Origin of the sequence: Methylobacterium sp. J-067 (assembly GCF_022829465.1) — a bacterium.
Taxonomy (GTDB): Bacteria; Pseudomonadota; Alphaproteobacteria; order Rhizobiales; family Beijerinckiaceae; genus Methylobacterium; species Methylobacterium litchii.
Genome location: NZ_JAKSXZ010000123.1, coordinates 90111 through 114770 on the forward strand (window position 1 = coordinate 90111; position 24660 = coordinate 114770).

The window sequence follows — 24660 nt, forward strand, 5'->3', positions numbered from 1 at the left end:
GCCCGCCTCACGACGCCTTGTCGCCCGTGGCCGCCCTGTCGATGAACAGGGCGCCGCGGGTCACGATCTGCTCGCCGGCCTGCAGGCCGGAGACGACCTGGGCGTTGTCGCCGTTGATCAGCCCCAGTTGCAGGTCGCGGGCCTCCACCGCCCCGTCCGGCCGCGCCACCCAGACATGGGTGCGCCCGCCCTCGTAGACGACGGCGGAGAGGGGCACGCTCGGGCTCGGCTCGCCCTTGCCGGTGACGATCGTGTAGGTGGCGAACATCTCCGGCCGGAGCAGCCGGTCGGGATTGTCGACCTCGCTGCGCACGGCGAGGCGGCGCGTCGCCGGGTCGAGGCTCGCGGCCATGTAGTTCACCCGCGCCTTGAACACGCGGGCGCCGAACCCCGCCACCTTCGCCTCGACCTCCTGGCCGATGCGGATCTTCGGGATCTCGCTCTCGCGCACGTTGGCGATGAGCCAGACGGTGGAGAGGTCGCCGATCACGAATTGCGGATCGCCGGAGGCGGTGATGTACTGGCCGATGCCGACCTTGCGCTGGACGATGGTGCCGGGGATGGGCGCGCGGATCTTCGTCTCCGGGCTCATCGTGCCGTTCTTCTCGTAGGCCGCGATCTCCGTATCGGTCTTGCCGAGCAGCCGCAGGCGGTTCTTCACCGCGTCGAGGGCGGCCTCGGCGGTCTTCAGGTCGCTCTGCGCTGCGATCACGTCGTTTTGTGCGGATTGGTAGTCCTTCAGGGCCACCGCCTTGGCCTGGAACAGCTCTTGCTGCCGGGTGGCGATGGTCTGGTCTAGCTTCAGCAGCGCCTGCTGCTTCTGCAGGGTGTTGAGCGCGGCCTGGTAATCGTTCTGCGCCTGGACCATGTCGGTGGCCTCGACCACGAACAGCACGTCCCCGGCCTTCACGTCGTCGCCCGCCCGGACCAATACCTTGGTGACGCGGCCGGAATAGGGGGAGACCACCGGCACGTTGTCGTCGTCGTTGAGGGCGATTCGGCCCTCCGCCGCGCCCTCGGGCCGGAAGACCTGGGTCGCCACGGGCAGGATCTCGAAGGAGGCGCGCTGCTCCTTGCTCGGGCGGAACACCCGCTCCACCGGGGCGGCCTTGGTCGCGTCGATCCCGGCATCCTGGTCGTCCGAGGCGAACAACCCCTTGACCGCCGCGATCACCCGCTCGCCGAGGTCGCGCGCCTCGTGCGGGCGCAGGGCCGCGAAGGCGCCGATGCCGCCCAGGACGACGAGCAGGACGAGGAGAACGCGGCCCCGCCGCCGCCGAGCGGGCCGCGTCGGGGAGAGGCCTGCCTGATCCGGATGGAGGGGGTTGCGGGCGTCCATGGGCGTCGTTTCAGCCGGGCGGTGAGATGTCAGCCGCGATTCGCGCCTGCCTTGGGAGCAAGCGTTGAACCCGAGGTTGGCGCTTTTCCAAGGCAATGACGCAAAATCAGTCGCGCCACCGTCTCGGGATGGGGGTTAGAACCTCGGCCGCCGCGCGGCAAACGACGGTTTCGTGAGGGGCTGTCTCCGTCTGTGATCGACCCGCATGACGGACCTGTGACGGGCTGGGGACGGGGCCCCTTCCGTTGGCGAGGTCGCGTGACAATGTTACAGCCGCAACCCCGACGACCCTTCGCGAACACGGCAGGCCGCTATGGCACATTCCCCCCAGACGGACGGCAAGATCCCGGTCACGGTGCTCACCGGCTATCTCGGCGCGGGCAAGACGACCCTGCTCAACCGCATCCTCACCGAGAATCACGGGCGCCGCTACGCGGTCATCGTCAACGAGTTCGGCGAGATCGGCATCGACAACGACCTCGTCGTCGGCGCGGACGAGGAAGTGTTCGAGATGAACAACGGCTGCGTCTGCTGCACCGTGCGCGGCGACCTGATCCGCATCATGGACGGGCTGGTGAAGCGCCGGGGCAAGTTCGACGCGATCATCGTCGAGACGACCGGCCTCGCCGACCCGGCCCCCGTGGCCCAGACCTTCTTCGTGGACCAGGATGTCGGCGACGCCGCCCGCCTCGACGCGGTGGTGACGGTGGCCGACGCCAAGTGGCTGACCGACCGCCTGAAGGACGCCCCCGAGGCGAAGAACCAGATCGCCTTCGCGGACGTGATCCTGCTCAACAAGTCGGACCTCGTCTCGCCCGCCGACCTCGACCGGGTGGAGGGCGAGATCCGCGCCATCAACCCCCTGGCGCAATTGCACCGCACGACGAATTGCGCCGTGCCCCTCGACGCAGTGCTGGAGCGCAACGCCTTCGACCTCGACCGCATCCTCGACGTGGAGCCCGACTTCCTGGAGGAGGGCCACCACCATCACCACGATTCGGAGATCCGCTCGATCTCCGCGAAGATCGAGGGCGAGGTGGACCCGGAGAGGTTCATGCCGTGGATCTCGAACCTCACGCAGGTCCAGGGCCCGGACATCCTGCGCTGCAAGGGCATCGTCGCCTTCCCGAACGAGCCGAAGCGCTTCGTCTTCCAGGGCGTGCACATGATCCTCGACGGGGACGTGCAGGGCGATTGGGGGAAGGACGAGGCGCGCGTCAGCCGCGTGGTCTTCATCGGCCGCAACCTCGACGAGGCGACGATCCGCGAGGGCTTCGAGGCGTGCCGGGCCTGAGGCCCTACACCACCACGGTGATCGCCTGCGCCGCCCGCGTCAGCCCGGTGTAGAGCCACCGGGCCCGGTGCTCGCGGAAGGCGTAGGATTCATCGAACAGGGTCACGCGGTCCCACTGCGAGCCCTGCGCCTTGTGCACGGTGAGCGCGTAGCCGTAGGTGAACTCGTCGGTCTCCCGGCGCTGGTAGAGGGGGATCTCCTCGTCGGTGCCGGCGATCATCGCCCGCAGCACCTTGATGTCGGTGGGGCGGCGGCGCAGCGCCGGGTCGTCCTCCGGCACGATGTCGAGGCGGACCATGTCCGGCCGGGGCGGCGCGCGGAGCGCATGGACCGTCCAGGTCGAGCCGTTGAGCAGGCCCTTCACCCGATCGTTGCGCAGGCAGACCAGCTTCTCCCCCACCGCCGGCATCGGATCGGTGTGGCCGGCGATCTCCCGCAGGCGGTTGTTGTAGAGCCGCCGCGTCTTGTTGAGCCCGACCAGCACCTGATCGCACTCCATGACCTGCGCGGGGTCGAGGTCCCGGCGGGAGACGACGCGGCTCGCCCCGAACTCCCCCCGCTCCAGCCGGCCGCCCTCGCGCACGGTCATGGCCATGCGCACGATCGGGTCGTCCTTGGCCTGCCGGTGGACATCGGTGAGCATCACGTCGGGCTCGGCCTCGGTGAAGAAGCCGCCGCCGCGCACCGGCGGCAACTGGGCCGGATCGCCCAGGACCAGCACCGGCTTGTCGAAGGACAGGAGGTCGTTGCCGAGGTCGGAATCGACCATCGAGCACTCGTCGATGACGATGAGGTCCGCCTTGGCCACCGGGCCGGAGCGGTTGAGAGTGAAGGTCGGGCCGCCGCCCTCCTCCGCCTCCTTGGTGCGGTAGATCAGCGAGTGGATCGTCGCCGCGTCGTGGCAGCCCTTCTGGCGCATCACCGAGGCGGCCTTGCCCGTGAAGGCGCCGAACACCACGGACCCGTCGACATCCTCCGCGATGCGGCGGGCGAGCGTCGTCTTGCCGGTGCCGGCATAACCGAAGAGGCGGAACACCTGCGCGCCGCCGTCGCGGCGCCACGCATCGATCGCCTTCAGGGCCGCATCCTGCTGCGGCGCGTAGGCATCGGTCATCGCGGGCGCGACCTCACGGCCAGCGCACGGTCGGCGGCATGGAGGACAGGATGGAGGCGACGTTGCCGCCGGTCTTCAGCCCGAAGATCGTGCCCCGGTCGTAGAGCAGGTTGAACTCCACGTAGCGCCCGCGCCGGATCTGCTGCTCCGTCCGATCCTCCTCCGTCCAGGCCTTGCGCATGTTCCCACGCATGATCGGCGGATAGGCGTCGAGGAAGGCGAGGCCGACCGACTTGGTGAAGGCGAGGTCCGCCTGGGGCTCCTCGCTCCAGCGGTAATCGTAGAAGATGCCGCCGATGCCCCTCGGCTCGTTCCGGTGCTTGAGGTGGAAATACTCGTCGCACCACGCCTTGTAGGCCGCGTGATCCACCCCGTGGGCCTCGCAGGCCTTCTGCAGGCAGGCATGGAAGTGCCGGCTGTCCGGGTCGTCCTGAGTCCGCCGCCGCTCCAGCACGGGGGTCAGGTCGGCGCCGCCGCCGAACCACGCCTTGGTCGTCGCTACGAACCGCGTGTTCATGTGCACGGTGGGCGCATGCGGGTTCCAGGGATGGGCGATCAGTGAGATGCCGGTCGCGAAGAAGCGCGGATCCTCCGCCGCGCCGGGCATCTGCGCTCGGAACTCGGGGGCGAATTCGCCATGCACGGTCGAGATGTGGACTCCGGCCTTCTCGAAGGCCCGGCCCCTGAGCATCGCCATCACCCCGCCGCCGCCCGGCACGCCGCTGTGGTCGGTGCGCTGCCACGGTGTCAGGACGAAGCGGCCGGGCTCGCGCGGGGCGTCCGGGTGGAGGGGGTCCTCCGCCTCGTCCTCGATCGCCTCGAAGGCGGCCACGATCCGGTCCCGCAGGGTGGCGAACCACGACGCGGCCTCCGCCTTCATGGCGGCGACGTCGGCCTCCTTGACCGGCAGGCCGAGGGCGGCGCGGGGATCGGCGGGCATGCTCATGCCCATGGCTTTCCCACCCCGCCGGGCGGGCGTCAATCGGCGGGCGCCAATCGGGGGCGGCGCCCCGCCGGGGCGTGTATAAGGGCCTCCCGCGAGACCCGTCCTCGCCTCCCGAAACCCCGCCCGCTCCATGACCGCCCGTCAGGCCGTCTTCACCGTGTCCCGTGGCGTGCCGTTCCTGCCGGCCGTGGCCGACGCCCTGCTGTCCGGGCAGCTGGTCGGGCCGGTGGCGCGGGACCCGCTGGCGCTGGCCTCCGTCTCGATCTACCTGCCGACCCGCCGGGCCGCCCGCGCCCTCTCGGCGATCCTGGCCGCGCGCCTGGGCGACGCGGCGCTGCTGCCGCGCACCGTGCCGCTGGGCGAGGCGGACGAGGCCGAACTCGACCTCGCCGCCGATCCGCTGCTCGGCGCCGCCCCGGCCCGGCCGCCCATCGCGCCGCTGGAACGGCGGCTGATCCTCGCCCGCCTCGTCCGCGCCTGGGCGCAGACCGTCGACCGCTCGCTCCTGCCCCTGCAGGACGAGGTGCCGTTCCTCGTGCCCTCCTCCCCCGCCGACGCGGTGGGGCTGGCGGGCGACCTCGAAGGGCTGATGGACGCGCTCACCGTCGAGGGCCTGCCCTGGTCGGAGATCGCCGGGGCGGTGGAGGCGGAGTATTCCCGCTACTTCGGCCTGACCCTCGACTTCGTGAAGATCGCCGCCGAGAACTGGCCGAAGCTCCTCGACGCGCGCCAGCTCGCCGACCCCGTCGCCCGCGCCCGCAGCCTGATCCTCGCGGAGGGCGAGCGCCTCGCCAAGGCGCCGGACGATCCGGTGATCGTCGCGGGCTCCCTCGGCTCGGTGCCCGCCACCGCCAAGCTCATCACCGCCGTGGCGAGGCTGCCGCGCGGCGCGGTGGTGCTGCCGGGGCTCGATCTCGACCTCGACGAGGCCGGCTGGGACGGGATCGAGACCGGTGAGGGCTTCACCCGCACCATCGCCCACGGCCATCCGCAGGCGATCCTGCACCGGCTGCTCGGGCCGGGCGGCCTCGCCATGAACCGGACGGAGATCGTCGCGCTCGGCACCCCCGACGCCGCCGGGACGGCCCGCACCCGGATGCTCTCCCAGGCGCTCCGGCCCGCCGACACCACCGATGCATGGTCGATCCTCGACCCGGCCGAGCGCGAGGCCACCGCGCGGCTCGGCCTCGACGGGCTCGCCCTGGTGGAGGCCGCCGACGAGCGCGAGGAGGCGCTGGTCGCCGCGCTGGCGCTGCGCGAGACCCTGGAGACGCCCGGCGCGACGGCCTTCCTCGTCACCCCCGACCGGGGGCTCGCGGGCCGGGTCGCCGTCGAGCTGCTGCGCTGGGGGATCGTCGCGGAGGATTCCGCCGGGCTGGCGCTCGCCGCCGCCCCGGCCGGGCGCCTCGCCCGCCTCGCGGCGGAATTCGCCGCCGACCTCGCCCGCGAACAGGCCGACTCCCTCCCCGCCCGGCTCATCGCCCTGTTGTCGCACCCGATGGTGCGGCTCGGCCTCGCCCGCACGGATCTGGTGCGCGGCGCCGCCGCCCTGGAGATCGGCCTGCTGCGCGGCCCCGCCCCCGCCCCGACCCTGGCGGGCCTGCGCCGGGCGCTCGCCGCGCGGCGGACGGGGGAGGACCCGGACCGCCGCCCGCCCCGGGCCGAGCGGCGCCTGACGGAGATCGACTGGGAGCTGGCCGCCTCGATCCTCGACCGGCTGGACGGCGCCTTCGCCGCGTTCCCCGGCCCGGACGGCAGGGGCACCCACGACCTCGTCGCCCTCGCCGCCGGACACCGGAAAGCCTGCGAGGCCCTGCTCTCCGGCCCGGAAGGGGACGAGGCAACGGAGGCCGAGGCTTCGCTCGCCTGCCTCGACACCCTGTTCGACGACCTCGACATGGCCGAGCCCGGCGGGATGGAGGGCGAGTTCGCCGACTATCCGAGCTTCTTCACCACCCTGACGCGGGAGCGGAAGGTCGGCTGCGCGGGGCCCTCGCCGCATCCGCGCCTGCGCATCCTCGGGCTGATCGAGGCGCGCCTGCTCCAGGCCGACCGCATCGTGATCGGCGGCCTGGACGAGGGCGTCTGGCCGGTGCGCACCGTGACCGACGCCTTCCTGAACCGCCCGATGCGCGAGCGGATCGGCCTCGACCCGCCGGAGCGGCGGATCGGCCAGATGGCCCACGATTTCACCGAGGCCCTGGGCTGCCACGACGTGGTGATCACCCGCGCCCTCAAGCGCGACGGTTCGCCCACCGTCCCCTCGCGGCTGATCCAGCGGATGCGCGCCTTCGCGGGCGAGGAGGCCTGGGGCACGGCGCTGAACGCCGGGCGGCGCCTGTCGGGCCTCGCCGACGCCCTCGATGCCGCGCCCGCCCAGCCGCGCCTGAAGCGGCCCGCGCCCAAGCCCGACCCGGCCCTGTTCCCCCGCAGCCTCAGCGTCACCGAGATCGAGACCCTGGTGCGCGACCCCTACGCGATCTTCGCGCGGCACGTCCTCGGCCTCGATCCCCTGGAACCGCTGGCCGCACAGCCCGGCGCGGGCGAGCGCGGCACCCTGGTCCACCGCATCTTTTCGGAGTTCGCCACCGCGTATCCGCAGGCGCTGCCGGCCGCGGCCGACCAGCGCCTCGCCCAGATCGCCGCCGACGCCTTCGGGCCGATCAACGACGCCTATCCGAGCCTCTACGCGGAATGGTGGCCGCGCTACGCCCGCATGGCCCTGTCCTACCTGCCCTGGGAGGCCGAGCGGCGGCCCGGCCTCACCCGCGTTCACGCCGAGATGTTCGGCCGCTGGACGATTCCGCTCGGCCGCGAGACCTTCACCCTGCGCGCCCGCGCCGACCGGATCGAACTCCGGCCGGACGGCACCGCCTGCATCGTGGACTTCAAGACCGGCACCGTGCCGAGCGCGAAGGAGATCTTCGCCGGCTTCTCGCCGCAGCTGACGCTGGAGGCGGCGATGCTGATGCACGGCGCCTTCAAGGACCTGCCGCGCACCGCGCAGACGCCGGACCTGCTCTACGTCCAGGCCTCGGGCGGGCGGAAGGCCTTCGTGCCGATCCCCGTGAAGCCGCCGCGCGGCGACGAGCGCAGCGTCGAGGCGATCGTCGCCGACCACATGCAGCGCCTGCGCGGCCTGATCGCCCGCTTCCTCACCGGGGAGGCGGCCTTCACCTCACGACCCTACCCGCAATACGCCAAGGGCACGGGGGCCTACGACCACCTCGCGCGGGTCAAGGAATGGTCGCTGGGCGGCGAGGGCGGCGAGGAGGAGTAGGGCCTCTAAAGGGCGCCGGGCCGCTTCAGCTCGATCTCGATGAAGGCGATCGGATGATCCGCGCCGTTCATCACATCGTGACGGATGCCGGCCGGGCGGGTGTAGGTGTCCCCGGCCTTCAGGGTGGTCTCGCTCACCGCCTGTCCGTCATGGACCCGCAGGATGCCGTCGGCGAGCATCACCACGACATAGGGCCAGCCATGCTCGTGCCAGCCGGTGACGGCGCCGGGGGTAAAATCCCAGCGCGTGACGCGCACGGAGGCGTCGTCCTGCTGCACCGTCGGCACGGCAGGGATCGTGCAGGCGAAGCCCGGCATCAATGGCAGCCGCAGGAGCCCGAGCCGCACCCGCCGGACTTGGCGGGTGCCACCGTGTCTCGGTCGAGCCCCCGCTCGGCGAGTTCGCCGAGATAGGTCTCCCACCGCCGCACGTAGTTGCGGCCGAGTTCGTGCAGGTAGCCCCAGCCGTACAGGCCGGTGTCATGCATGTCGTCGAAGGTGAGCTTCACCGCGTAGTTGCCGACCGGCTCCACGCCGAGGATCGCGACGTTGCGCTTGCCGCCGAGCACCTTCCGCTCGGCGGGGGAATGGCCCTGCACCTCGGCGGACGGGCTCGACACCCGCAGGTATTCGGCCGGCAGGGCGAAGCGCGTGCCGTCCTCGAAGGCGACGTTGAGGATCCGCTTGTCCGGGGACAGGCGCAGCTCGGTCGGCCAGAAATCCTGGCTTTGGTCCTGGGTCTGGACAGGGTTCACGGGTCACACCGTTGGGGCAATTGGGGGTTGCGCTCACTGGGCACGCTTGCCCGGGAGCGTTCCGGCCATCATATCCCTTGCAATGGCCGATGACATCTCCCTCCCTTCGACGGTCCTGCCGGCCGGCGCGAGGCCCGCGCCGCTGATCGACCCGTTCCAGCGGGCGATCACGTACCTGCGCATCTCGGTGACGGATCGCTGCGACCTGCGCTGCGCCTACTGCATGTCCGAGAACATGCAGTTCCTGCCCAAGCGCGACCTCCTGAGCCTGGAAGAACTCGACCGGCTCTGCGGCGTGTTCATCGCGCGCGGCGTGCGCAAGCTGCGCATCACCGGGGGCGAGCCCCTGGTGCGCCGGGACATCATGCACCTGTTCCGCCGGCTCTCGCGCCATCTCGAGTCCGGCGCGCTGCAGGAGCTGACCCTCACCACCAACGGCACCCAGCTCGCGCGCTTCGCGCCGGAACTGGCGGCCCTCGGGGTGAAGCGCGTCAACGTCTCCCTCGACACCCTGGACGCGGCCAAGTTCAAGGACATCACCCGCCGGGGCGACCTGCCGGTGGTGCTCGGCGGCATCGAGGCCGCGCGCAAGGCCGGAATGCAGGTGAAGATCAACGCCGTGGCCCTGCGCGACGTCAACGGCGACGAGATCCCCGACATGATCGCCTGGGCCCACGGCCTCGGCATGGACATGACACTGATCGAGGTGATGCCGCTCGGCGAGATCGAGGCCGACCGTACCGACCAGTTCCTGCCGCTCTCGGTGGCGCGCCAGCGCCTGGAGAGCCGCTACACCCTCACGCCGCTGCCCGACCGCACGGGCGGCCCGGCCCGCTACGTCCGCGTGGAGGAGACCGGCGGACGGCTCGGCTTCATCACGCCGCTGACCCACAATTTCTGCGAGAGCTGCAACCGGGTGCGCCTGACCTGCACCGGCCAGCTCTATCTCTGCCTCGGCCAGGAGGATTCGGCGGATCTGCGCGCCGTGCTCCGCGCCACGCAGGACGACGCCGTGCTGGCGCGGGCGGTGGAGGAGGCGATCTCCCGCAAGCCCAAGGGCCACGACTTCGTCATCGAGCGCCAGCGCCCGGCGGCCGTGCCCCGGCACATGAGCGTGACGGGCGGCTGAGGAGTCCCCCTCCCCGCAGCCGGGGAGAGGGACAGGACCGATCCTAGAACGGGATGTCGTCGTCGAGGTCGTAACCGCCCCGGCCACCGCCGGCGCCGCCACCCGTGGACGGAGCTGGGCGACGCTCGCCGCCCTGGGCGCGGCCACCGCCGAAATCGCCACCCCGGCCACCGCCGCCGCTACCGAAATCGCCGCCACGGCTGATCTGGCCGCCGCCTTCCTCCTCGGACGCGAACTCGCCGCCACCGCCGCCGCGCCCGTCGAGGATCGTCAGCTCGCCGCGGAAGCGCTGCAGCACCACCTCGGTCGTGTACTTCTCGACGCCCGACTGGTCGGCCCACTTCCGGGTCTGGAGCTGGCCCTCGATGTAGACCTTCGAACCCTTGCGCAGGTACTGCTCGGCCACCCGCGACAGGTTCTCGTTATAGATCACAACCGAGTGCCACTCGGTCTTCTCCTTGCGCTCGCCGGAGGCCTTGTCCTTCCACGATTCCGAGGTCGCGATCCGCAGGTTGCAGACCGGATCGCCCGAACCGAGGCGACGGATCTCGGGATCGCGCCCGAGGTTGCCCACCAGAATCACCTTGTTGACGCTGCCCGCCATCGATCTCTCCTTGCGTTCCGCATCTCACGGGGCTGCCGTTACGGCCTACACATGCGCCCCTCGCCGCCCGTCGGCAATGCCGCGCGGCAAGGCACCCACAGCGCTTCTGTTCTACTTATGTTCCATCGGGGCGACAAGCGTCACTCCTCGCGGAGGATGTGCAGGGAGCGCACGGTCAACTCGTCGATTTCCAGCGATCCGATCCGCGCCCGGCCGATGGACAGGCGGCCGATGGCGAAGGCGCCGAACACCACCACCCCGAGGGCGAGCGCTCCCATCGCATAGGCCCCCGCCGCCCCGGCACCGAGGGTGTGAGCCCCCGTCGCGCTGGTGCCACGGGCGCGGTTGGCGGGCGGTCTCGGGTCGGCCATGGCATTCCTCGCTCCGGTGGCGGGGCTTAGTATAGCCGGTTCACGTAGGCTTCGGCGATGGAGGCCTCCGCCTCCTCGACGGGCAGCGCCCGCGTCTGGTCGGCGAGGATGCGGCCGAGGCTTGGGAAGGCGTCGCGCGGGACGTGCTGGCCGGCGTCCCACAGGCGGGAGCGGATCAGCGCCTTGCCGCAATGGAACAGGGATTCCCTGACCCGGACGACGAGCCCGGTCTCGGGGACCTTGCCCTGCGCGACGGCCGATTCCAGCAGCGCCGGATCACGGGTGATCTCGGCCGCGCCGTTGACCCGCAGGGTCTCGGGGATGCCGGGCACGAAGAAGATCAATCCGACATTCGGATTGGTGAGGATGTTGACGAAGGAATCGACCCGGTTGTTGCCCCGCCGGTCGGGGATCACCAGCGTGCGGGCGTCGGGGGCGGCCACGAAGCCGGGGGCGTCGCCCCGGGGGCTGGCATCGACGTCGCCCGTCCCGTCGGCGCTGGCGAGCACGAGGAAGGGCGACAGGGCGATGAAGCGCAGGGCGTAGGCGTCGAGATGGTCGAGGACCTTCTCGGCGGCGAGCGCCCGCACCGGCCCGATTCCGGCGCGCAGGGCCGTCTCGTCGCGGATCACCGAATCGTCGGGGCTGTCATTGGCCATGGGATCTCCTCCAGGCACCGAGGCCTGCATTCCCCGTGCCGAAGGTCAACCCGGGACGGGCTGCGTCCGGGCGGCGGCTGGACAAGCGCCCCGAACTTCGCTTGAGAACCGCGACCCTTCGTTTGTCCACGAGGCCCCATGCTCCTCCTCATCCTCGGCCTCGTGCTGTTCCTCGGCACCCACGCCTTCTCCATGCTCAGCGCCCGCCGGATGGCCATCATCGGCCGGATCGGCGAGAACCGCTACAAGCTCGGCTACACTGCCCTGTCCCTGCTCGGCCTGATCCTGATTGGCGTCGGCTTCCACGATTACCGGCTGCAGGGGATGATCCCGGTCTGGGATCCGCCGGTCTGGACGCGCCACCTCGCGCTCACGCTGGTGCTGCTCGCCTTCATCAGCCTCGCGGCGACCTACATCCCGAGCCACATCCGCGCGAAGGCGAAGCACCCGATGCTGCTCGCCGTGAAGATCTGGGCCACCGCCCACCTCCTCGCCAACGGCGACCTCGGCTCGATCCTGCTGTTCGGCGGCTTCCTCGCCTGGGCGGTCTCGGCCCGCATCAGCATCAAGCGCCGCGAGCGGGCGGCGGGCGTGCCGGCCGGGGGCCGCGCCGCCGTCGCCGTGCCGGCCGGCTGGCGCAACGACGTGCTGGTGGTGCTAATCGGCACCGCCGCGTGGTTCGTCTTCGCCCGCTACCTCCACTACCCGGTGATCGGCGTGCCGGTCTGGCCGGGGAGCATGTGAGGGCTCAGAACCGATAGGCGGTCTGGCAACGGCGGACGCGGCCGTCCCTACGGACGGAGCAAAGGTCGCCAAGTCCGCGCCCCTGTGTTAGGCGCACGGCCTTCGAGGATCGCGAGGTGGTCCGGCGCCCGCCGCCGGCCGGGATACGATGGCCGAGAACAACGAATTCATCCGCGAGGTCGATGAGGAGTACCGCCGCGAGCGGATCCTCACGATCTGGCGCCGCTACAGCGGCGTGATCATCGCGCTGGCGGTGCTGCTGGTCGTGGGCGTCGCCGGGTGGCGCTACTGGCAGACGCAGCAGCAGGCGGCGGCCGAGGCGGCCTCCGTGCGCTTCGACGCGGCCAACCGCCTCGCCCGCGACGGCAAGCCCGAGGAGGCCGACAAGGCCTTCACCGCCCTGGAGCAGGACGGCACGGCGGGCTACCGCCTCCTCTCCCGCTTCCGCGCCGCCTCCGAGACCGCCAAGGCCGACCCGGCCAAGGCCGCCACCGCATACGATTCGCTCGCGGGCGACGCCTCCCTCGGCGACGGCCTGCGCGACCTCGCCCGGCTGCGCGCCGCGCTGATCCGCATGGACGGCCCGAACCCCGATCCCGCCCTCGCCAACCTGCAGAGCCTCGCCGCCGGCAGCCCCTACCGCCACACGGCACGGGAGATGCTGGGCCTCGCCGCCCTGAAGAAGGGCGATTACGAGGAGGCGAGCCGGTGGTTCGACCAGATCGTCGCCGATCCCGACACGCCGCGCTCCCTGCGCGAGCGCATCGAGGTCTACGCGGCCATCGTCGCGGGCGGCCCCGTCACCCAGACGGAGGCCAAGCCCGAACCCGCCGCGCCGCCGCCGCCCATCACCCGCTGACCCCGACACACGAGAGACTGACCCGATGGACATGCCGACCGTCGCGATCGTCGGCCGGCCGAATGTCGGCAAGTCGACGCTCTTCAACCGCCTCGTGGGCAAGAAGCTCGCCCTCGTGGACGACCGCCCCGGCGTGACCCGCGACCGGCGCGAGGGCGACGTCGCCTTCGGCGGCCTGATCTTCCGGGTCATCGACACCGCCGGCCTCGAGGAGTCGGACGACGACACCCTCACCGGCCGGATGCGGATGCAGACCGAGGCGGCGATCCTCGCCGCCGACGTGGTGCTGTTCGTCATCGACGCCCGCGCCGGGGTGCTGCCGGCCGACCATTCCTTCGCCGAACTGACCCGCCGGGCGGGCTGCCCGGTCATCCTCATCGCCAACAAGGCCGAGGGCGGGGCCGGGATATCGGGCGCCTACGAGGCGTTCTCCCTCGGGCTCGGCGACCCGATCCCCTTCTCCGCCGAGCACGGCGAGGGCCTGGGCGAGTTGCACAACGCCCTGATCGAGGCCCTGCCCAAGCCCGATCCCGACGAGGAGGAGGACGAGGACGGCCCCGGCGGCCGGTCGCTGCGCGTCGCCATCGTCGGGCGGCCCAATGCCGGCAAGTCGACGCTGATCAACAACATGCTCGGCGAGGAGCGGCTGCTGGTCGGCCCCGAGGCCGGCATCACCCGCGATTCGATCTCCCTCGACTGGGAGTGGCGGGGCCGGCGGATCAAGCTGCACGACACCGCCGGCATGCGCCGCCGCGCCCGCATCGACGACAAGCTGGAGAAGCTCGCCGTCTCGGACGGGTTGCGCGCCGTGCGCTTCGCCGAAGTGGTCGTGGTGCTCCTCGACGCGACGATCCCCTTCGAGAAGCAGGACCTCACCATCGTCGACCTCGTGGAGAGCGAGGGCCGCTCCCTGGTGATCGGCCTCAACAAGTGGGACCTCGTGGCCGACCAGCCGGGCCTGCTCAAGCAGCTGCGCGAGAATTGCACCCGCCTGCTGCCGCAGGTGCGCGGCGTGTCGGTGGTGCCGCTCTCGGGGCTGGCCGGCGAGGGCATCGACAAGCTGATGCAGGCGGTGGTGAATGCCGCCGAGGTCTGGGATCGGCGCGTGTCCACCTCCAAGATCAATGACTGGCTGAGCGAGGCGACCTCGCGCAACCCGCCCCCGGCGGTGTCGGGCCGGCGGATCAAGATCCGCTACGCCACGCAGGTGAAGAGCCGCCCGCCGCATTTCGCGCTGTTCGGCAACCAGCTCGACGCGCTGCCGAAATCCTACACCCGCTACCTCGTCAACGCCCTGCGCGAGGCCTTCGACCTGCCGGGCACGCCGATCCGCCTGAGCCTGCGCACCTCGCAGAACCCGTTCGACAAGAGCTGAGCCGGGGCAGGCTGAGCGGTGCGCGGATCGGGGGCGAAGCGCAGGCCGTCGCGGCCTGCCTTCTTCACCGCGTAGAGGGCCATGTCGGCCCGGTGCAGGGCCGTCTCCAGCGGCTCGTCGCGCGCCATCAAGGTCACGCCGAAGCTCGCGGTGACGGCGTGACCCTCCGGCAACTCCGGATAGCGGGTCCTCCTGCCGAGCGCCCGCACCGCCTCGACATGCGCCCGCGCCGTCTGGGGCGTGCAGGCGGGGATGAGCAGGGCGAATTCCTCGCCGCCGAGGCGTCCGCAGAGCGCCCCCTCGCCGCAATGCGCCCGCAGGTTCGCCCCGAAGGCGCGGATCACCGCATCGCCCGCGCTGTGGCCGTAGGTGTCGTTGATCGCCTTGAACCGGTCGAGGTCGGCCATGATCAGGGCGGCCGATTCACCCGGCGGCAAGGCGCGCAGGGTGCGCGCGGCCCGTTCGAGGAAGGCGGCGCGGTTCGGCAGGCCGGAGAGGGCGTCCGTCTGCAGCCGGTCTCTCGCCTCGGCCATCGTCTCCGCCATCAGCAGGCCGAGGAGGGAGAGGCCGAGCAGCAGCGACAGGATGCCCCCCGCCGTCTGCGAGTAGAAGGCGTAGGGACTCGACAAGTAGGCGCGCACCCCCGGCCCCGCCCCCGCGAGGCCGAGCATGACGAGCTTCGCCGCGAACTGGAGGGCGCTGAGGCCGAGCACCGCCGCGAGCGCGAGATCCACCGGCCGCCGCGGCGAGTGCCGGGCCACGATCGTCGCGGCGATGGCGAGCATCGCGGCGAAGGGTCCCTGGTAGCCGAAGGCCTGCTCCCAGGTTCCCCGGGGGAAGTCGAACACCACGAAGGCGTTGGCGATCACCGCGACGACGAGGACGGTCCAGAGGGCGCCGGTCCGCGCCTGTGGCCGGTAATGCCGGACGAGCCCCGCCGTGATCGCGGTGAGCGCCGTCATCAGCGATCCGAAGGAGAGGGTGGAGGCGAGGCGCACGGAGGGAATCGCGGCGACCATCCCTTCGATGGCGACCGTCGAGGCCGCCGCCACGAAGCCGGCGGCGCAGTAACGGCCAAGGGCAAGGCTGGAACGCCGGGACACGGCCAGGAAGGCCGCGGCGAAGGACAGGCCGATGGCGAAGTTGAAGGCGAGCAGGAAGGTCGCGCTGTTCATGGACGGACGCCCCGTCACGCCGCACTTCGGCGAGACTGCTTCCCTCCATAGGCGCCTCATCCTGAACGAAGCTGTAGTTTTGGACGGCACCTCGATGACAAGTTGTCATCGCGCGGCCTCGGGTCCTCGCCGTTACGTTTCGTCACGCGCTTGCCATCGAGCCGATAGGTTTCCGGCGCTTCATGCGGCCTCCGGCCCGCACGGGGCCGCCATCCGGGAAGCCTCCATGAGAACACTCGTCCATTCCTGCCTCGCCGCCGCGACCTTCGCGGCCCTGTCGGGCATCGCCCTGGCGCAGCCGGCCGCCACCCCCGCCGCGCCGGAGGCGAATTCGGCGCGGGCGCAGTGCCGCGCGCAGGTCGACAGCCGGAGCCTGACGGGGCCGGAGCGCAAGGCGGCGATGCGGGATTGCATGAAGCCCCAGCGCGACGCCTGCCGGGAACAGGCCATCGCCAAGGCCCTGCCGAAGGGGCCGGACCGCAAGGCCTTCATGCACCAGTGCCTCGGCGGCGCCGTGGCGGCTGCGCACTGAGCCGGCCTCAGCCCTCGATCAGGCTGCGGATGCGCGCGGCCAGGGTGTCGAGGGAGAAGGGCTTGGTAAGCACCTGCGTGCCGGGGGCGAGGTGGCCGTGGTTGAGGGCCGCGTTCTCGGCATAGCCGGTGATGAACAGCACCTTCAGGTCCGGGCGGCTCAGCCGTCCGGCATCGGCCATCTGCCGCCCGTTCATCCCGCCCGGCAGGCCGACATCGGTGACGAGGAGGTCGATCCGCGCGTCCGACTGCAGCACATTCAGGCCGGACGGGCCATCCGCCGCCTCGAGAGCGGCGTAGCCGAGGTCGCCCAGCACCTCGGCGACCAGCATCCGCACGGTCGGCTCGTCGTCGACCACCAGCACCGTCTCGCCGGCCTTGGCCTGGGCCGCCTCCACCTGCGCGGGGATCTCGTCCGGCTCCTCGGCCTCCCCGAGATGGCGGGGCAGGTAGAGGCAGACCCTCGTGCCCTGCCCGACCTCGGAATAGATCCGCGCCTGCCCGCCCGACTGGCGGACGAAGCCGTAGATCATCGACAGGCCGAGCCCCGTCCCCTCGCCGAGGGGCTTCGTGGTGAAGAACGGGTCGAAGGCCTTGGCGACGATGGACGGCGCCATGCCGGTGCCGTTGTCCGAGACGCAGAGCGAGACGTACTGGCCGGGCTCGACGTCGCGCTCGGCGGCGGCGCGGGGATCGAGCCAGCGGTTGCAGGTCTCGATCACGATGCGCCCGCCCTCCGGCATCGCGTCGCGGGCATTGATGCAGAGGTTGAGGAGGGCGTTCTCCAGCTGGCTCGGGTCGACCAGCGTCGGCCAGAGGCCGCCCGCCGCCGCCACCTCCACCGCGACGGAGGGCCCGACCGTGCGGCGGACCAGATCCTCCATCCCCGCCACGAGGCGGTTCACGTCGGTGGGCTTCGGGTCCAGCGTCTGGCGGCGGGAGAAGGCGAGCAGCCGGTGCGTCAGGGCCGCCGCGCGCTTGGCCGCCCCCTGCGCCGCGCCGATGTAGCGGTCGAGCTCCCCGGTGCGGCCCTGGAGCAGGCGGGTCTGCATCATCTCCAGGGAGCCGACGATGCCGGCGAGCATGTTGTTGAAGTCGTGGGCGAGGCCGCCGGTGAGCTGGCCCACCGCCTCCATCTTCTGCGCCTGCCGCAGGGCCTCCTCAGTGCGGGCCAGGGCCTCGGCGCGTTCGCGCTCGGCGGTGATGTCGCGGCCGACGGCGTTGATCAACCCCTCGCTCGGCCGCGTCGACCACGCGATCCAGCGGTAGCCGCCGTCGCGGGCCCGGTAGCGGTTGTCGAACCGGGCATGCGACATCCCGCAGGAGAGGTCGCGCGCCCCCTCCAGGCTGCGTGCCACATCCTCGGGATGGACGAGGTCGAACAGGTTGCGGCCGAGAAGCTCGTCCTCGCGCCAGCCCAGGATCTCCATCCAGGCCGGGTTCACGGCGGTGACGATGCCCTCGAAGGTGCAGCGGAGCATCAGGTCGCGGGAGAGCTGCCACAGGGCGTTGCGGTCGGCGGTGCGCTCGGCCACCAGCCGCTCCAGGGCCACCGCCCGACGCTTGCCCTCGTCGATGTCGGCATTGGTGCCGACCCAGCGCGCGATCGCCCCGGCTGCGTCGCGGATCGGCTCGGCGCGGACGAGGAACCAGCGGAAAGTCCCGTCCGCCCGGCGCAGGCGCATCTCGTGCTGATAGACGGTGCCCGTGGCGAGGGCGTGGGACCACTCCGCCGCGGCCGCCGGCAGGTCCTCCGGGTGGACGGCCTGACGCCACCCGTCCAGCCCTTCGAGGAGGCCGGGCGCGAGGCCGGTGTAGTCGTAGGTCTGCGCGTTGAACCATGTGAGCGTCCCGTCCGGGCGGCCCGACCAGACATGGTTCGGGATCGCCTCGGCCAGGATGCGGAACTGCTCGTCGCTCTCGCGCAGGCGTGCCTCGGCGCGCTTGCGCTCGGTGATGTCGCGGAACAGCACCGAGACCTGCCGGCGGCAGGCCGGCTCCACCCGCGCCGCCGAGACCTCGATGTGCCGCCCGACGGTGACGAAGGCCCGCTCGAACCGGATCGGCACCCCGTTGCGCAGCACCCCGCCGTAGAGGTCGAGCCAGCCCTCGGCCTCGTCCGGCGCGATCTCGCGCAGGCGCTTGCCGACGATGTCGGGGATGCCGGTATGCCGCTGGTAGCCGGAATTGGCGACGACGTGGACGTAGTCGCTCAGGGGGCCGTCCGGCCCATCGATGAACTCGATGATGCAGAACCCGTCGTCCACCGCCTCGAACAGGGCGCGGTAGCGCTGCTCGCTCTCGGCCAGGGCGTCGCGGACGGCGCGCTTCTCGGTGATGTCGCGGGCGATGCCCTGGAACAGGACGGGGTGGCCGTCCGCGTCGCGCTCGATCTCGCCCCGGCGGGCGATCCAGCGGATCTCCCCGGTGTCGGGGCGGCGGATCCGGTACTCCACGTCCTTCGGCGGCTCGCCGCTGCGGCGGCTCTCGGCGGTGGAGGCGAGGTGCCTGTCCTGGGCCAGGACGAGGTTCTCGAAGGCCTCGGCCGGGTAACTCTCCCGCTCCGGCATTCCGTAGAGCCGGCAGAAATGCGGGGTCGGGTAGAGGGTCCCGTCCGCGATGCTCACCGAGAACAGGCCGATGCCCACGGCCTCCTGCGCCCGCAGCAGCCGCGCCTCGGCGACGCGCAGGGCGTCCTCCGCCTTCAGGGCGGGGGAGCGGCGGGGGAGCCTGTCTGAGGTGGGCCTGTCCATGCGGTTGCGCAGCCGGAAACTCCGTCCCGTCCTACCGCACAAGCCTTACCGAATCAGGCTTGGCCGGTGCGGGGCCGCCGGTTGGCCGGGGAACTCGCCTTTTGGTTGTATGTCGAGCCATTTTTCAATGAGGTCGCACAAATCGGCGGCTGCTTTTGATCCATGTAATTGTCGCCTCGGCCCGAGTGGATCACCGTCACAGTGCCGGACTTGTCCGGCCGGTCCCGCCGACTTTGGCATCCCCCCGTTCATGGTCGGTGGGACCGTCACCTCCGGGGGACGCGGTCGCCCGGCCGGATGGGCGTTTTCAAGCCATTCCCGTTATAACTTTAAGTTGTATTGTCGTGTCTCCCACGTCGGGCTGACGGGCCTCATTCCCGCAAAAGTAGAGATTGATTAGGACTCAGCGTGGCATTGTAAAACGACTTCCGGCGGGAGATCGGAATCATGCCATTCGACGGGCGTCTCAGCGCCGGCCGCCATGTCTGAGCTTCTACTGATCAGCGACGACCTTCGTCATTCCGAGCGCCTCGCCCGGGGCTTCGACGACCCGCGCTCCTGCCACCTCCACGACCTCTACGACGCGGAGCCGCCCTCCGGGCGCCCGTCCCTCATCGTCAGCGACGTGAAGGACCTGACCTCCGACGCGCTGGTGCGCCTGCGCCGCTGCCTCGACGCGGTGCACGGCCAGGGCGTGCCGCACATCCTCCTCGTCCACGGCCATGCCGCCCGCGCCGAGGTCCAGGCGCGGCTGCTCGGCGCCGAGACCCTTCCCGCGGCCAAGGCCCTGCGCCTCCTGCCGGTGCGGGTGCGCGACCGCGCCGGGCCGTTTCCCCCCCAGCCCGCCTCGGCGAGCGCGCGCCGCCATGCGAGCGAGGCCGGGCGCTACCTCGACGCGGTGTTCTTCTCCGGCGAGGCGCTGACGCCCGACCTCGCCGACACCGGCACCGAACTCGTCGCCCAGGCGATCCACGAGACCGGCATCGCGGACTGGGTCCGGGCGGTGCAGCGCTTCGATGACGTGACCCACCAGCACATCCTGCTGGTCGCGGGGCTCTCGGCCGCCTTCGCCTACGCTCTGGGGCTGAACGCCGCCGACCGCCACCATCTCGCCAAGGCGGCGCTGCTGCACGATGTCGGCAAGACGCGGATTCCCGCCGCCATCCTCAACAAGCCGGGGCGCCTCGACCCGGACGAATTGCAGGTGATGCGCACGCACGCGGCCATCGGCCATGCGATGCTCGCGAATTCCGGCTTCGACGCGGCGACGCTCGCCGTCGTCCGCTCCCACCACGAGATGCTCGACGGCTCCGGCTATCCGGACGGCCTGCGCGACCGGGAGATCCCCGACCGCGTGCGCCTCGTGACCATCAGCGACATCTACGCCGCCCTGATCGAGCGGCGTCCCTACAAGTCCGCCATGTCCGAAGCGGCGGCCCTCGCGATCATCGAGTCGATGGCGGGCCGGCTGGACGCGGATCTCGTGCGCGCCTTCCGGCCGGTGGCGGACGCATTCGACGCGGCGGCCATGGGGGCGACGGCATGACGAACGCCAGCGACAACGCCAGCGATCTGGACCTCATGTTCCGCGACGTGCGCCGCGAGGAGCGCAAGGAGACCAACTGGATCGCCAAGATCCGCCTGTTCGACGGGCAGGAGATCGCGACCTCGGTGAAGGACATCTCGGCCTCCGGCGCGCGGCTCGCGGTGCCGGAGGGCATGGAGCTTCCCGAACGCTTCATGTTCCGGGTGATCGGGCGGGACTTCGTCTGCGCGGTGAAGGTGGTGTGGCGGCGCGGCTCCCATGTGGGCGTGCAGATCGAGCGGGTCGGCAAGCTGGAGGCGAAGGCGGTCAAGCAGCCCGAGCCGGAGGCCGCCGTGCCCGAGACGAGCGGGGGCGCCATCCGCGGCCTGCGCGGCAGCCGGATCTCGGCGTTCTGACCGCACCGGCCCGGCGTGCTAGGGCGGGACCGCGACGGCGGACGGGACGATGGCGCGGCTCAGCATTCGGATCGACATCCGGCCGGATTTCCGGATCGGGCCGGGGAAGGTGGCGCTCCTGGAGGGAATCGCCGAACACGGTTCGATCGCGGCGGCCGGGCGGGCGCTCGGCATGTCCTACCGCCGGGCGTGGCTCCTCGTGGAGGCCATGAACACCGGCTTCGGGCGCCCCGTGGTGGAGGCGCAGACCGGCGGTCGCGCCGGCGGCGGCGCCCGCCTGTCGGACCTCGGCGCGGACATCGTCATACGCTACCGGGCCATCGAGCGGGCGGCAGAGACCGCCGCCGCGCCGTTCCTCGACGGGCTCTAGACCACCGCTCCGGCGATCCAGTCCACCGCCGCCGCGAGCGCGCCGCGCTCGTCCCGGCCGGCGGCGCGGGCCGCTTCGTAGGCCGCGATCTGGCGGTCGGCGCTGGTGCCCTCCGCGACGATGGCGCGGGCGCGGGCGACGTCCCGCTCGCAGCCGAGCGCCTTCGCATCCTCCGCGATCAGGGCGAGCACCGTCTCCAGGGCGTCGGCGAACGGAACCGCGTCGCCCCGCGCCTCGTCGATCAGTTCGGCGCGGATGCCGTCGCGCTGGGCGCGCCACAGGTTCTCGCCGGCAATCGCCCGCGACACGCCGTCGAGCCCGGCATTGAGGTCGGGCCGGCGCACGCAGAGCCGCACGAGGCAGCGGAACAGGGCGGCGAGGCAGAAGGAATCGTCGAGCCGCGTGCAGGCGTCGGCGATGCGCAGTTCCAGCGTCGGGAACTTGATCGAGGGCCGCAGCGACCACCACAGATAGCTCGCATCCGCGATGGCGCCCGCGCGGGTCAGGATCGCCACGAGGCGATCATGGGCGGCGGCGTCCGCGAAGATCTCGGGGAAGCCGGTGCGGGGCATCTCCCCGAACACGCAGAGCCGGTAAGCGCGCATCCCCGTCGCCTCCCCCTGCCAGAAGGGCGAGGAGGCCGAGAGGGCGAGCAGCAGCGGCTGGAACGGCAGGAGCCGGTTCATCAGGTCGATCCGCGCGTCGGGATCGGGCACCTCGACATGGACATGCATGCCGCAGATCAGCGCCCGGCGGGCGGCCATGCCGAGATCCGACAGGATGTCCTGATAGCGCTCGCCGTCCGAGGCGGTCTGGCTCCGGCGCCGGGCCAGGGGCTGGGTGCCGCAGGAGAGGAGCGCGAGCCCGTGGTTCGCCGCGATTGCCTGCAAGCGGGCGCGCTGGCCGCCGAGATTCGCCCGCGCCGCGTCCATCGCCGTCAGCGGCGGGGTGCACAATTCGATCTGCGCCGCGACCAGTTCCCGCCCGGTCTCGGGCAGGCCCGCCGCCGCCTCGGCGTGGAAGGCCGCAAGGTCGCCCTGCGGCGTGTCGCGGGTGGCGGCGTCGGCGAGGAAGTATTCCTCCTCGATGCCGAAGCCGTAGGGATGGTCGTTCATGTCCGCCTCAGGGCGCCGCCGACGAGCCAGGCGGGGTCGAACCAGCGGTCGGCCTCGCCGTCGTAGGGCAGGCGGGTGATGTCCCAGTTCTGGATGTAGCGCGCATAGACGTTCCACACCGCGATGCCGCCGCCGACGAAGATCCGTCGTCCGGGATAGCGCGCGAGGACCGCCTCGGGATCCTCGTGCGAGCGGATCACGTCGATGGTGCGGTCGCGGAAGGCGAACTCGGGCACGGACGCGATGGTCTTCGGGCCGGCGATGAGCACGTGGCCCTGCGTCTCGGCGAAGAACCGCGTCACGTCCTCGACGTAGAGCGGATCGGTGTTGCCCTCCCAGGGCAGGCGCCCGTCCAGGCCGAGCTGGCCCCGCTGCCCGATGGCGCACATCGCCCGCACGTCGATCATTCGGTTCCTCCCGCCCCTGATGTTCCATAGCCGGGCCGAGGGCGCCCGGCAAAGGGCGTCGGGTCGGGCTTAATCTTTCACCGCACCGAAGGCTGGAACTATAAGTGCGAACCTTTCAAGTCCTTCATAGTCAAACGCACCGTTAACGCCCTACGTCGTAATACCTGTCATCTCTGGCCGAAGGTCGTTCCGGCTCCGGGTCTGGTCATGCGCTCCTTTAACGATCTGAAGCTCATCGCGAAGCTAGCCCTGCCGGCGGGGCTCGTCCTGCTCATGGCGGCGGGGCTCCTGCTCATGGCCCGCTCCGGCCTCGACACCCTGCGCGGGGCCACGGACGAGATCGTCGATGGCCAGGTGAACCGGGTCGTCGCCGCCCTCCGCATCGCGGACGCCCTCAACGCGGCGACCATCGCGCAGAAGGGCGTGATCGTGGAGGGCAGCGGCGACGTGCTGCAGACGCTGGCCGAGAAGCACAAGGAGGCCGAGCTGCGGGCGGGCCGGGAGGCCGAACGCCTCGTGTCCCTCGCCGCCGACGCGGCGCAGCGGGGGCAGGACGAGGCCGCCCGCGACGCCGTGAAGGGCTACCTCGCCTTCTCCGACAAGGTCGTCACCAACGCCAAGCAGGGCATGACCGACATCGCCTTCGCCATGTCCACGCAGGACGAGGCGGCCCTGCGCGCCAAGGCGCTCGCCGCCGTCGAGGCGCGGGTGACGCAGACGCTGGGCGACCTCTCGGCCGCGCGGGAGGCCGCCGCCGGGGTCGCCGCCGCCACGAAGGACCGCCTGACCTGGCTCGCGGGGCTCGGCCTCGCCGCCGCTTTCGCCCTCCTCGCGGCGATCGCGGTCTACGGCATCGCCCGCCCCCTCGCCCGGATGGCGGGGGCGATGAACGACCTCGCCGCCGGGAATCTCGGGGTAACGGTGGTCGGCACGGAGCGCCGGGACGAAATCGGCCTGCTCGCCCGCGCCCTGCAGGTGTTCAAGGACGACGCCGCCACGGCCCGCCGCCTTTCGGCCTCCGAGGCGTCGCGCAGCGAGGCCGCCGCCCGGCGCGGGGCCGCCCTCGACGGCCTCGCCCTGTCCTTCGAGGAGCGGGTCTCGGGCCTGACCCGCGCCCTCGCCTCGGCCTCGGCCGAGATGGAGGCCGCCGCCCGCGCCATGGCCGAGACCGCCGAGGACGGGACAGGCCGCACCGTCGCGGCGGGCGGGATCGCCCGGGACACCTCCGCCAGCGTCCAGACGGCAGCGGCGGCGAGCGAGGAGATGACCGCCTCGATCCACGAGATCCTGGAGCAGGTCACGCATTCCTCGGCGATGGCCGGGCGGGCCGTGGCGGATGCCGCGCGCACCGACGCCACCGTGCAGCAGCTTTCCGCCGCCGCCCTGCGCATCGGCGAGGTGGTGCAGATGATCTCGGCCATCGCCGGCCAGACCAACCTGCTCGCCCTGAACGCGACCATCGAGGCCGCCCGCGCCGGGGAGGCCGGACGGGGCTTCGCGGTCGTGGCCGCCGAGGTGAAGGAACTCGCCGGCCAGACGGCGCGGGCCACCGAGGAGATCGGCGTGCAGGTCGGCCAGATCCAGGCGGCGACGGAGGCCGCGGTCGGCGACATCCGCCGCATCGGCGCGGCCATCGGCGAGATGTCGGAGCGGGTCGGGGGCGTCGCCGCCGCCATGGAGCAGCAGGGCAGCGCCACCGGGGAGATCGCCCGCAGCGTCGCCCACGCGGCGGACGGCACGGCGCAGGTGAGCGCCACCCTGGCGGACCTGCGCCAGGGCAGCGAGCGCACCGGCCGGGAGGCCGCGAAGGTCCTCCAGGCGGCCCGCGCCCTGTCCGAGCAGTCCGAGCGCCTCACGGGCGAGGTCGGCGACTTCCTGGCGGAGGTGAAGGCGGCGTGAG

The 24660-nt window shown here is 71.7% G+C and carries 23 protein-coding genes; 11 read left to right on the forward strand and 12 right to left on the reverse strand.

Going from position 1 to position 24660, the window contains the following annotated elements; translation table 11 throughout:
• Positions 1-7: 7 nt before the first annotated feature.
• Positions 8-1339, reverse strand: coding sequence for an efflux RND transporter periplasmic adaptor subunit (locus MKK52_RS17915; protein ID WP_243956081.1), 1332 nt, complete (start codon positions 1337-1339; stop codon positions 8-10).
• A gap of 313 nt (positions 1340-1652) precedes the next feature.
• Here MKK52_RS17915 and MKK52_RS17920 point away from each other — a divergent pair, with 313 nt between their 5' ends.
• Positions 1653-2633 (forward strand): CobW family GTP-binding protein, encoded by a 981-nt coding sequence (locus MKK52_RS17920; protein ID WP_243956082.1) that lies wholly within the window; start codon positions 1653-1655, stop codon positions 2631-2633.
• 4 nt (positions 2634-2637) lie between these two features.
• Here the strand turns inward: MKK52_RS17920 and MKK52_RS17925 are convergent, their stop codons facing one another.
• Positions 2638-3747 (reverse strand): ATP-dependent RecD-like DNA helicase, encoded by a 1110-nt coding sequence (locus MKK52_RS17925; protein ID WP_243956083.1) that lies wholly within the window; start codon positions 3745-3747, stop codon positions 2638-2640.
• A gap of 13 nt (positions 3748-3760) precedes the next feature.
• Entirely contained in the window at positions 3761-4693 is a 933-nt protein-coding gene (hemF, locus tag MKK52_RS17930) for an oxygen-dependent coproporphyrinogen oxidase (protein ID WP_243956084.1), read from the reverse strand.
• A 130-nt stretch (positions 4694-4823) separates the two neighbouring features.
• Between hemF and addB the strand changes: the two genes are divergently transcribed.
• The gene (gene addB / locus MKK52_RS17935) at positions 4824-7973 is read left to right on the forward strand and encodes a double-strand break repair protein AddB (RefSeq protein ID WP_243956085.1); all 3150 of its coding nucleotides are present in this window, start codon (positions 4824-4826) and stop codon (positions 7971-7973) included.
• Positions 7974-7978: 5 nt separating this feature from the next.
• On the opposite strand, the gene MKK52_RS17940 is transcribed toward addB, so the two are convergent.
• A complete protein-coding gene (locus MKK52_RS17940; RefSeq protein ID WP_243956086.1) occupies positions 7979-8290 on the reverse strand; it encodes a cupin domain-containing protein in 312 nt (103 codons plus the stop codon).
• On the reverse strand, positions 8290-8727 hold the full coding sequence (locus MKK52_RS17945; RefSeq protein WP_243956087.1) for a gamma-butyrobetaine hydroxylase-like domain-containing protein: 438 nt from the start codon (positions 8725-8727) through the stop codon (positions 8290-8292). The genes MKK52_RS17940 and MKK52_RS17945 overlap by 1 nt, the downstream gene beginning before the upstream one ends.
• Positions 8728-8809: 82 nt before the next feature.
• Between MKK52_RS17945 and moaA the strand changes: the two genes are divergently transcribed.
• A complete protein-coding gene (gene moaA / locus MKK52_RS17950) occupies positions 8810-9856 on the forward strand; it encodes a GTP 3',8-cyclase MoaA (protein WP_243956089.1) in 1047 nt (348 codons plus the stop codon).
• A gap of 43 nt (positions 9857-9899) precedes the next feature.
• On the opposite strand, the gene ssb is transcribed toward moaA, so the two are convergent.
• The 3 genes from ssb to MKK52_RS17965 form a co-directional block, all read right to left on the reverse strand.
• A complete protein-coding gene (gene ssb, locus MKK52_RS17955; protein ID WP_243956092.1) occupies positions 9900-10460 on the reverse strand; it encodes a single-stranded DNA-binding protein in 561 nt (186 codons plus the stop codon).
• Between the two features lie 140 nt (positions 10461-10600).
• Positions 10601-10831 carry a hypothetical protein gene (locus MKK52_RS17960; RefSeq protein WP_243956094.1) on the reverse strand — a complete coding sequence of 77 codons (231 nt, stop codon included), beginning with the start codon at positions 10829-10831 and terminating at the stop codon, positions 10601-10603.
• 26 nt (positions 10832-10857) lie between these two features.
• A complete protein-coding gene (locus tag MKK52_RS17965) occupies positions 10858-11490 on the reverse strand; it encodes an MSMEG_1061 family FMN-dependent PPOX-type flavoprotein (RefSeq protein ID WP_243956096.1) in 633 nt (210 codons plus the stop codon).
• A 138-nt stretch (positions 11491-11628) separates the two neighbouring features.
• Here MKK52_RS17965 and MKK52_RS17970 point away from each other — a divergent pair, with 138 nt between their 5' ends.
• The 3 genes from MKK52_RS17970 to der all read left to right on the forward strand — a co-directional run bounded on the left by MKK52_RS17970 (position 11629) and on the right by der (position 14468).
• Positions 11629-12234 (forward strand): NnrU family protein, encoded by a 606-nt coding sequence (locus tag MKK52_RS17970; protein ID WP_243956098.1) that lies wholly within the window; start codon positions 11629-11631, stop codon positions 12232-12234.
• 148 nt (positions 12235-12382) lie between these two features.
• Positions 12383-13093, forward strand: a complete 711-nt coding sequence (locus MKK52_RS17975) for a tetratricopeptide repeat protein (protein ID WP_243956100.1) — start codon at positions 12383-12385, stop codon at positions 13091-13093.
• A 25-nt stretch (positions 13094-13118) separates the two neighbouring features.
• Positions 13119-14468 (forward strand): ribosome biogenesis GTPase Der, encoded by a 1350-nt coding sequence (der, locus tag MKK52_RS17980; protein WP_243956102.1) that lies wholly within the window; start codon positions 13119-13121, stop codon positions 14466-14468.
• On the opposite strand, the gene MKK52_RS17985 is transcribed toward der, so the two are convergent.
• Positions 14372-15643 (reverse strand): sensor domain-containing diguanylate cyclase, encoded by a 1272-nt coding sequence (locus MKK52_RS17985; protein WP_243956104.1) that lies wholly within the window; start codon positions 15641-15643, stop codon positions 14372-14374. The two genes, der and MKK52_RS17985, sit on opposite strands and share 97 nt — an antisense overlap.
• A 226-nt stretch (positions 15644-15869) precedes the next feature.
• Between MKK52_RS17985 and MKK52_RS17990 the strand changes: the two genes are divergently transcribed.
• Positions 15870-16175, forward strand: coding sequence for a PsiF family protein (locus tag MKK52_RS17990; protein ID WP_243956106.1), 306 nt, complete (start codon positions 15870-15872; stop codon positions 16173-16175).
• Between the two features lie 7 nt (positions 16176-16182).
• Here the strand turns inward: MKK52_RS17990 and MKK52_RS17995 are convergent, their stop codons facing one another.
• Entirely contained in the window at positions 16183-18927 is a 2745-nt protein-coding gene (locus MKK52_RS17995; RefSeq protein ID WP_243956109.1) for a PAS domain-containing sensor histidine kinase, read from the reverse strand.
• Between the two features lie 481 nt (positions 18928-19408).
• Between MKK52_RS17995 and MKK52_RS18000 the strand changes: the two genes are divergently transcribed.
• From MKK52_RS18000 to MKK52_RS18010, 3 genes are read left to right on the forward strand one after another with little or no spacing between them, the layout of a single operon-like run.
• Positions 19409-20473 (forward strand): HD-GYP domain-containing protein, encoded by a 1065-nt coding sequence (locus MKK52_RS18000; RefSeq protein ID WP_243956111.1) that lies wholly within the window; start codon positions 19409-19411, stop codon positions 20471-20473.
• On the forward strand, positions 20470-20868 hold the full coding sequence (locus MKK52_RS18005; RefSeq protein ID WP_243956113.1) for a PilZ domain-containing protein: 399 nt from the start codon (positions 20470-20472) through the stop codon (positions 20866-20868). The genes MKK52_RS18000 and MKK52_RS18005 overlap by 4 nt, the downstream gene beginning before the upstream one ends.
• 49 nt (positions 20869-20917) lie before the next feature.
• Positions 20918-21238 (forward strand): winged helix-turn-helix domain-containing protein, encoded by a 321-nt coding sequence (locus tag MKK52_RS18010; RefSeq protein WP_243956115.1) that lies wholly within the window; start codon positions 20918-20920, stop codon positions 21236-21238.
• Here MKK52_RS18010 and MKK52_RS18015 read toward each other — a convergent pair.
• A complete protein-coding gene (locus tag MKK52_RS18015) occupies positions 21235-22353 on the reverse strand; it encodes a carboxylate-amine ligase (protein WP_243956117.1) in 1119 nt (372 codons plus the stop codon). The two genes, MKK52_RS18010 and MKK52_RS18015, sit on opposite strands and share 4 nt — an antisense overlap.
• Positions 22350-22760: a dihydrofolate reductase gene (locus tag MKK52_RS18020; protein ID WP_243956119.1), complete on the reverse strand. Its 411-nt coding sequence runs from the start codon at positions 22758-22760 to the stop codon at positions 22350-22352. The genes MKK52_RS18015 and MKK52_RS18020 overlap by 4 nt, the downstream gene beginning before the upstream one ends.
• A gap of 207 nt (positions 22761-22967) precedes the next feature.
• Between MKK52_RS18020 and MKK52_RS18025 the strand changes: the two genes are divergently transcribed.
• Complete coding sequence (locus tag MKK52_RS18025; RefSeq protein ID WP_243956121.1) at positions 22968-24659, forward strand: methyl-accepting chemotaxis protein; 1692 nt, start codon at positions 22968-22970, stop codon at positions 24657-24659.
• Position 24660: the final 1 nt, after the last annotated feature.